Below are 6,283 nucleotides of genomic sequence, written 5' to 3' on the forward strand. Positions count from 1 at the left end.
TTATGTCGAGAGATGCAATCAAACTTGCCATCATTGGTGGTGGTAGTAGCTATACACCAGAACTCGTTGAGGGCGTTATCAAGCGCTTGGAATTTCTACCAGTGAAACAAATGCACTTTGTTGATATCGAAGTGGGGGCAGAGAAGCTCGAAATCATCAAAGGGTTAGCTCAGCGTATGGTTGACAAGGCTGGCGCCGATATTGAAATCAAAGCGGGATTTGATCGTCGAGAAGCCATCAAAGGTGCTGACTTTGTAATGACTCAATTTAGAGTAGGAGGCTTAGCTGCACGAGCTAATGACGAACGTATCCCTATCAAGTATGACGTTATCGGTCAAGAAACCACTGGGCCAGGTGGCTTTGCCAAAGCAATACGAACCATCCCTGTGATTCTCGATATTTGTAAAGACATTGAAGAGTTAGCGCCAAATGCATGGATGCTGAATTTCACAAACCCAGCAGGCTTAGTTTCTGAAGCAGTGAGTAAACACTCCAAAGTGAAGAGTCTTGGCTTGTGCAATGTACCAGTCTCGATGGAGATGATGATCGCTGAAATGATGGATTGTGAGCCAAAAGAATTGCAGCTTGAGTTCGCAGGTTTGAATCACTTGGTATGGGTACACAAAGCATGGCTTAGAGGGGAAGATATTACTCAAACTGTATTGGAAAAAGTCGGAGATGGTGCCAACTTCAGTATGAAAAATATTTGGGAAGAGCCATGGGACCCTGCTTTTCTTAAAGCTTTAGGTGCTATTCCTTGTCCTTACCATCGCTATTTTTATCAGACCGACGCTATGTTAGCAGAAGAGAAAAAGAGTGCTAGGGAGCAAGGTACTCGTGCTGAACAAGTCATGGAAACAGAATCTGCCCTTTTTAAGTTGTATCAAGACCCTAATTTGGACCATAAACCGAAGGAACTAGAGGAACGAGGCGGAGCTTATTATTCCGACGCGTCATTGAACCTAGTTGATTCGATTTATAACAACCGCAACAGTATTCACGTCGTTAACGTGTTAAATAATGGGGCCATTAACAGTTTGCCAGATAGTGCTGTGATTGAGTGTAGTGCAGTGATTGGTAGTTGGGGGGCAAAACCACTCGCGGTAGGGGAGCTATCTAATAACATCAAAGGTTTGCTCTATCAAGTGAAGGCTTACGAACAATTGGCGATTGAAGCCGCCGTTGAAGGCAGTTATGACAAAGCACTTATGGCGTTGACCAATAATCCGCTAGTGCCTGATATTGGTCGAGCGAAATCCATTTTGGATGACATATTGAGAGTCAATGCGTCATACCTTCCTCAATTCAAATTAACAACGTTATAGATAAGGTTGTATCGTCATGAAAGTGATTTTTAACGCAGATGACTTTGGCTTAACGTCAGGAGTAAATATTGGAATCATCAAAGCACACCAGCAAGGCGTTGTTAACTCGACCACTATGATGGTAGGCATGGATGCAGAGAAGCATGCTGTTGAGTTGGCGAAACAAAATCCAGATTTAAAAATTGGCGTGCATCTGCGTTTTACAGCGGGGCCTCCAATAACGGGGCACCCTAATCTTACTAACAATAAGGAGGAGTTTGTTAGTTACGCTGACCTGTGGAAGAAACAAGATTTCGATGCCAAGGTAGTGTATGAAGAAGCTGAAAGTCAGGTAGAGCATTTCCTTGCTTTAGGTTTATCCCTGAGTCATCTCGATAGCCACCATCATGCACACACTCACCCTCAATTACTGCCCGTAATTAGAGAGCTTGCTGCAAAGTATCGAGTGCCTTTACGTGGGAGTGGACTATGCCATGAAAGTAATTCTACTCGATATTTTTTTACTGATGAGTTTTACGACCAGGGCGTGAATTTAGATGGACTAATGAGGAACTTGCTCAGCCTAAAGGCTCAATACGATATTGTCGAAGTGATGTGCCATCCTGCAGAAATCGATAAATCTCTAATACATAAAAGTGGTTACGCATTACAGCGAGAGTTGGAGCTACAAGTACTGACCTCTTCGATACTTAAACAGGAACTTCTTCAGTGTGGTATCGCAGTCACGGATTACTCTGCACTTAGTTCTTCTTACCAAGTCGTCAGTGTATGATTTAGGCTGCCAGCGTCGACCCCCTATAATCACCTTACGATTTGCTGGTGGCCGCTTTACTTTTGGTCTCCCTTTTCAATAAAACAAGTAGTTGGATTAAGTAGTCATATGGCAAGGATTAAAGATGTCGCCGAACTCGCCGGAGTAAACCGCTCTACCGTTTCTCGTATTATTAATGGGGAGGGTAAGTTTCGAGACGAGACAAGAAAAAAAGTCGAAGCGGCCATGGCACAGCTCAATTATCGCCCAAGTGCTATTGCTCGCTCTCTCGCTACTTCATCAAGCAACATGGTTGGCTTGTTAGTGACCTACTATACAGGTGGGTTCTTTGGGGAGATGATGGAGCAAGTTCAAACTGAATTAGACACCCATGAAAAGTTCCTGATTACCGCGCAAGGCCATCATTCTGCAGATGGTGAGAGAGAGGCGATTCAACGTTTTCATGATCTTCGCTGTGATGGGTATGTGCTCCATAGTCGCTACCTTTCTGATGATGACTTACGTGAACTTGCCAAGTTGCCGACACCATTTGTATTGCTAGATCGCCATGTAGAAGGTATTGAAGAACGATGTGTTACGTTTAATCATTATGGTGCGAGTCGTATTGCTGTAGAGCACCTTATAACAAATGGTCACAGAAACATTGCTTGTATTATGGGACCTTCACAACGGCATAATAGTTTGCTGAGGAAGCTTGGTTATGTCGATGCAATGACAAGCGCAGGGATTGAAATTGATGAGAGTTGGTGTGAAGAAGGGGATTACGGACGTCAAAGTGGTTACGATGCAATGGCTGCTCTATATAGACGACATCAAGAAATGACCGCCCTTTTTTCTTGTAGTGAGGAGATGACGGTTGGCGCTATGCAATTTCTACATGAACATAAAATCCCGGTCCCAGAGAAAATCTCGATGGTGAGCTTTGATAGTGTTGATTTATGTGAAAGCCTTTATCCAACGGTATCAGCAGTACATTTCCCTATCAGTGATATGGCTAGAGCCGCAGTACAAACACTTATGGGACTAGTAAAGGATCAGCAATTAGAGAACAAGCTGCTCTTTGAAACTCATTTGAAAATACGCAAAGCAGAGAGGCCCATATAGCTTCTATTTAAAGCCATACTGCACACCATCTACATGGCGTGTTTATTGATGAATTCGTTTACAAAATCTATTATTAAAAGATTATAAAGAAAAGTCAGTAGTGGAAAAGTGGCAGACATTAAACTTACAGTAGATCGCATCCAGCCCGGCCTACATATACGACTCCCCCTAAAATGGAATGAACACCCATTTTTATTCAACAGCTTCAAAATAAAAGATGACGCTCAAGTGAAAATAATTCGGCATCTTGGGATTAAGCATGTCTATATAAATCTAAGTCAAAGCGATACTGCACCTTTACCTTCTAATCACGAGGTAGAGAAAGGGGCCGATTCAGATCTACAGATAAGCCTTGAAACTGAAAGGATGTGGAAAGATAAGCATGAACGTATCGAAACCCTAAGCTCTTACCGTCGTAGAGTCAGTCATTGTGAGAAAGAATTGTCGCAAGCATCCTCAATAATGATTGATTTACCATAAATTTCGTTGTGCGAACTAAAATGGGGGAGGTTGTACTCATCCTGTCCAGGTTTTGGTTGTGTGAGTGTCATGTGAATACTCGAAAGTTAAGCCGATACATCTAGATCTAGTTGCTGGCAACCTGAGAACAAAATAGGTACCTGTAGATCTAAGTAAGTATCAGTAACCTTCACGCTTTCAAAATCCGTTGCCTTCGGGCGTGGCGGTTCAAGCCTGCCAACAGGTACCATATTTAGATGACAAAGCCTCGACTCAGTCGGGGCTTTGTTGTATCTGGAGAGCAGAAAACGTTGCCTTGGTGGTGGCAGGAATGTCTGTCCAATCAGTCAGTCCTTATTGTGCCATTCCAAAATATTACCGTTTCCGTTCGTAATGTGACTCCTTAGTAAATTAATTATCTTAAATCAGAATGTTATCTGTCATTCTCACGTCTATTGTCTATGTTTAAAGGACTAATAGAGGAGAAACATATGCTGACAGTAACCCCTTACTTGTTTTTTGATGGTCGTTGTAGTGAAGCGTTAGATTTTTATCATAAATGCTTTGGTGGTGTTGTTTTATCGAAGCAACTCTTTAGTGATGCTCCTCAGGTAATAGAGGGGGCACAACCTAGTTGGGTTATGCACGCTGAGTTCGAAGCATTTGGTATGAAGCTCATGATGTCTGATGGCGTTAAAGCTAAAGAACTTGAAGGGAACAATCTGGCACTTTCCTTGGTTACCGAGGATACCGCGACTCAAGAGAAAATTTTTGAGAAGCTTAAACAAGGAGGGCGAATAATGACGCCACTCGCAGATACGTTTTGGGGCGCTAGATTTGGTAAAGTGGAAGATAAGTTCGGTATTCGTTGGATGGTGCATTGTGATTCTTTAAGTTGAACCTGTGAAATTGGATAGTGAAATTCCCGTGTGGTTTTATTAGAATTATAAATATAGATTATTAATCAATATTATATAAATATGGGCAGCATAAAGATTACTGTAGATCGCATCCAGCCCGGCCTACACATACGACTCCCCCTAAAATGGAACGAACACCCATTTTTATTCAACAGCTTCAAAATAAAAGATGACGCTCAAGTGAAAATAATTCGGCATCTTGGGATTAAGCATGTCTATATAAATCTAAGTCAAAGCGATACTGCACCTTTACCTTCTAATCACGAGATAGATAAAGGGGCCGATTCAGATCTACAGATAAGCCTTGAAACTGAAAGGATGTGGAAAGATAAGCATGAACGTATCGAAACCCTAAGCTCTTACCGTCGTAGAGTCAGTCATTGTGAGAAAGAGTTCGAGCGCTCGCTTGCTCGAATGCGTTCAGTAATGACAAAAATTCGTAACCGACCTATAGATGCGGTAGGAGAGGTTAAAAGTCTAGTTGATGATATTGTTGAAATACTGGCAAGTGACGATAGCGTTACCTTACATCTTATGAATGCTAAAGCTGACTTTGAAGACATTTACTTTCATACATTAAATGTCTCTGTCGTTGCGTTAATGATAGGTAAAGCTAAAGGCTACAATACTCAACAATTGAAAGCGCTTTCTTTTGCTGTTTTGTTCCATGATGTAGGAAAGATCAAAATACCAGCTGCAATACTTAGAAAGCAGAGTACGCTGACAGCACCGGAAGAGAATTACCTAAAACTTCATACGAAATATGGTGCTGATATTGTCTCTGGAATTGATGACTTTCCTGAAAGTGCCAAAAAAGTAATCGTTCAACATCATGAAATGAATGATGGCTCTGGTTATCCTGAAGGCTTAAAAGAAGAAGAGATAGATGAACTAACCAAAATAGTTTCAGTGGCTAACGCATTCGATAATCTTTGTCATGGTAAAGCGCAATCTCAACAAATGATCCCATACTTGGCATTGTCCCACTTATATAAGAACTGCAAACATCTATATAGTCAGGATAATTTGAGTCTATTGGTTAAGTTCATGGGAGTCTATCCGCCGGGTACTGTCGTGCAGCTTTCCAATGAATCAATTGGAATCGTGATTTCGGTTAATGCCAAACATATGCTTTATCCGAACGTACTGATCTATGATCCTAGCGTTCCAAGAACCCAAGCCCCGATCATTGACCTATTTACTAAAGAGATAAAAATTGTCAATGCAGTTCATCCAAGCAAGTTACCGGAGCAAGTTAGAGAATATCTAAACCCTAGGGCTCGTTTATCTTACTTTTTTGATAATGGTGAGTAGTTATCCACAGGTTCTTGTGGGTAGTTTGTTCGAAACTTGGGTTGAAAGTTGTATAAATAAGCCCTTGGTTGAAATGTCTTCACTTAACCTCTTTTTTAAATAAAAAACGTATTTAATGCTTGCCAATGAGAGCTGCATCTCTATAATGCCGCCTCACTGACACGGCAGACGCCATAAGGCTTCAGCGAAGAATGTTAGTAAGGCAACTAGCTTTAAGCGATGATTCGCTTTTACTTTTTAAAAGTAGAAATTAATTCCGAATAAGTGTTTGACACTGAGAATTAAATAGCTAGAATGGCCGCCTCTTCCTAAGTGATGTAAGTCACAACGAAGAGAAGCTCTTTAACAATTTAAACCTATCAATCTGTGTGGGCACTCGTTGATGAATA

At 41.5% G+C, this 6,283-nt stretch carries 6 protein-coding genes and 1 pseudogene; all 7 read left to right on the plus strand.

Annotation, left to right across the window (positions count from 1 at the left end; all coding sequences use genetic code 11):
• Nucleotides 1-2: 2 nt before the first annotated feature.
• Nucleotides 3-1,325, plus strand: coding sequence for a 6-phospho-beta-glucosidase (locus ACED53_RS07260; protein ID WP_069591647.1), 1,323 nt, complete (start codon nucleotides 3-5; stop codon nucleotides 1,323-1,325).
• A 16-nt stretch (nucleotides 1,326-1,341) separates the two neighbouring features.
• Entirely contained in the window at nucleotides 1,342-2,097 is a 756-nt protein-coding gene (gene chbG / locus ACED53_RS07265; RefSeq protein WP_017101456.1) for a chitin disaccharide deacetylase, read from the plus strand.
• Nucleotides 2,098-2,205: 108 nt separating this feature from the next.
• Nucleotides 2,206-3,201 carry a LacI family DNA-binding transcriptional regulator gene (locus tag ACED53_RS07270; protein WP_017101455.1) on the plus strand — a complete coding sequence of 332 codons (996 nt, stop codon included), beginning with the start codon at nucleotides 2,206-2,208 and terminating at the stop codon, nucleotides 3,199-3,201.
• A 108-nt stretch (nucleotides 3,202-3,309) separates the two neighbouring features.
• Nucleotides 3,310-3,666 (plus strand): annotated as a pseudogene (locus ACED53_RS07275) (DUF3391 domain-containing protein); the annotation flags it as partial.
• A gap of 251 nt (nucleotides 3,667-3,917) precedes the next feature.
• Nucleotides 3,918-4,067 carry a hypothetical protein gene (locus ACED53_RS07280; RefSeq protein ID WP_157939758.1) on the plus strand — a complete coding sequence of 50 codons (150 nt, stop codon included), beginning with the start codon at nucleotides 3,918-3,920 and terminating at the stop codon, nucleotides 4,065-4,067.
• A gap of 84 nt (nucleotides 4,068-4,151) precedes the next feature.
• Nucleotides 4,152-4,559, plus strand: a complete 408-nt coding sequence (locus tag ACED53_RS07285; protein WP_029223884.1) for a VOC family protein — start codon at nucleotides 4,152-4,154, stop codon at nucleotides 4,557-4,559.
• Nucleotides 4,560-4,640: 81 nt separating this feature from the next.
• Nucleotides 4,641-5,894 (plus strand): HD-GYP domain-containing protein, encoded by a 1,254-nt coding sequence (locus tag ACED53_RS07290; RefSeq protein WP_102579911.1) that lies wholly within the window; start codon nucleotides 4,641-4,643, stop codon nucleotides 5,892-5,894.
• Nucleotides 5,895-6,283 lie beyond the last annotated feature (389 nt).

The sequence above is a fragment of the Vibrio sp. 1F169 genome, assembly GCF_041439605.1.
GTDB lineage: Bacteria > Pseudomonadota > Gammaproteobacteria > Enterobacterales > Vibrionaceae > Vibrio > Vibrio tasmaniensis_A.

Excerpts from the sequence above, each read along its gene's own strand:
- ACED53_RS07260 (WP_069591647.1), top strand. The coding sequence starts at position 3 with ATGTCGAGAGATGCAATCAAACTTGCCATCATTGGTGGTGGTAGTAGC.
- chbG (WP_017101456.1), top strand. The coding sequence starts at position 1,342 with ATGAAAGTGATTTTTAACGCAGATGACTTTGGCTTAACGTCAGGAGTA.
- ACED53_RS07270 (WP_017101455.1), top strand. The coding sequence starts at position 2,206 with ATGGCAAGGATTAAAGATGTCGCCGAACTCGCCGGAGTAAACCGCTCT.
- ACED53_RS07280 (WP_157939758.1), top strand. The coding sequence starts at position 3,918 with ATGACAAAGCCTCGACTCAGTCGGGGCTTTGTTGTATCTGGAGAGCAG.
- ACED53_RS07285 (WP_029223884.1), top strand. The coding sequence starts at position 4,152 with ATGCTGACAGTAACCCCTTACTTGTTTTTTGATGGTCGTTGTAGTGAA.
- ACED53_RS07290 (WP_102579911.1), top strand. The coding sequence starts at position 4,641 with ATGGGCAGCATAAAGATTACTGTAGATCGCATCCAGCCCGGCCTACAC.